This window comes from Geomonas sp., assembly GCF_056994735.1.
In genome coordinates, this window is record NZ_JBXKJL010000269.1 from 1 (window position 1) to 1749 (window position 1749).

General features: G+C 58.8%; 1 protein-coding gene. It reads right to left on the minus strand.

The features are described 5' to 3' along the window. On the minus strand, positions 1-1028 hold a 1028-nt coding region (locus AC11W3_RS11705; RefSeq protein WP_484093066.1), incomplete at its 3' end, for a ParA family protein. Positions 1029-1749 lie beyond the last annotated feature (721 nt).

A 1749-nucleotide genomic window follows, 5' to 3' on the forward strand; every position in this document is an offset into this window, starting at 1 on the left:
TCCCTGTTGATACGGAAGATCGACGAGATGAGGAATGAGGTGAAGCAGTCGGCCTCGATGTAGCCGCAGGTGGCGCCATCGGAACTTTCGCAGTAGTAGGCGATCTGCGAGTTCTGGTCGAGTTCCCTGCCGCAGACCAGACACTCGCTCTTGAGGCCGGTCAGCCTGCCGAAGTAGGCTTCCTTCTTCCGCTGGTCCTCTTCCTTTTGCCACTTGTCGAAGAGGACGGCGCGGGGCTCGCTGGTATTCCGGTAATCTTCAAGTGCGCCCTGGGCCAGGGCGGTGAACTGGCCGAAGACGTCGGTGCCGCGCCCGTGGGTCAGGATCGGGTAGATCTTCCCCTCCGGGTTGGTGTTGAGGCTTTCGACCTTCGGACTCTTGGAGATGAAGGTGTCCGAGCAGCGGTAGCCGCGGTTGATGGCGAACGCCTTCAGGAGCGTCTTCTGGTCCTTGAACATGCCGTCGAACTTGATGCGCTCGTCGATCAGGCAGGGGACCAGCGACAGGCTCTTGCGGTCGAGGCCGCGCTTGTCGAAGAGTTCGAAGATGTTGCGGCAGTTGTCCATGCTGGCCATGTCCTTGATCGGGACCAGCACCCGGTCCGCCGCGTAGAGGGCGTTCTGGGTCAAGACGTCGAGGTCCGGCCTGGTGTCCACGATCAGGACCCCCGGGATCTCCGACATGGCCAATAGCCTCGCCAGCACCATCGGCCCCTTCATCGATCCCCTGAGTTCAGGAAGGGAGTTGGACGACGGGATGTAGTTGACGCCGTACTGCCCGGTGTGCAGCAGATCGCAGCCGCGGGTCTCGAGGAGCAGGTCCGCGACGGATCCCGTCTGCTTCTGCCCTTTGATGGCGAACATCTTATCGATGGTGAAATGGTTGTCGAAGGAGAAAATGGAGACGGGCAGGTCTTCGTCGAGCGCCTTCAGGAAAATTGCCAGATTGGTTGCCAGAGTCGTCTTGCCGACCCCTCCTTTTTCAGAGGAGACCGTAATTACATAGGGGTACTTTTTCATGGCGCGCATATTAACATTGAGACAGTTGACGGTCAACCGGTTTGACAGTGATCCTGCAGCGTGATAGAAACTCAATCTTCCGGGGAAACCGTTAGCCACGGAGACACGGAGAAAATCTGAGAAAACCGAGAAACAATCCCCCCTGACCCCCCTTTGACAAGGGGGGGACCCCGGGGCAGCTTCACGCCCGTTCGTGCTGAGCCTGTCGAAGCACGCATCCGCTTGATCCGTTCGCGCTGAGCCTGTCGAAGCATGCATCCGCTTGATCCGTTCGTGCGGAGCCTGTCGAAGCGCGCATCCGCTGGATCCGTTCGCGCTGAGCCTGTCGAAGCACGCATCCGCTTGATCCGTTCGTGCTGAGCTCGTCGAAGCACGCGTCAACTTGATCCGTTCGTGCTGAGCCTGTCGAAGTACGCATCCGCTGGATCCGTTCGTGCTGAGCCTGTCGAAGTACGCAATTTGTCAGCTCCCTCACCCGCCCTTCGGGCACCCTCTCCCGGAGGGCGAGGGACGGATAAAGAGGAAACTGATTGGCGCTAATCTTCCGCTCTGAGATTGTCATCCCCGAATGCCCTTATCGGGGATCCAGATTTCACGTCGTTTAGGATCTGGATTCCCGATCAGAATCGCTTCGGGAATGACAGTTTTGGAAGCTGGCGGAAGATTGGTACTTGTCAGGTTTTTTTATTCCCCTCACGGGCAACCACTCCTGCACGAGCGCCCGCAGGGC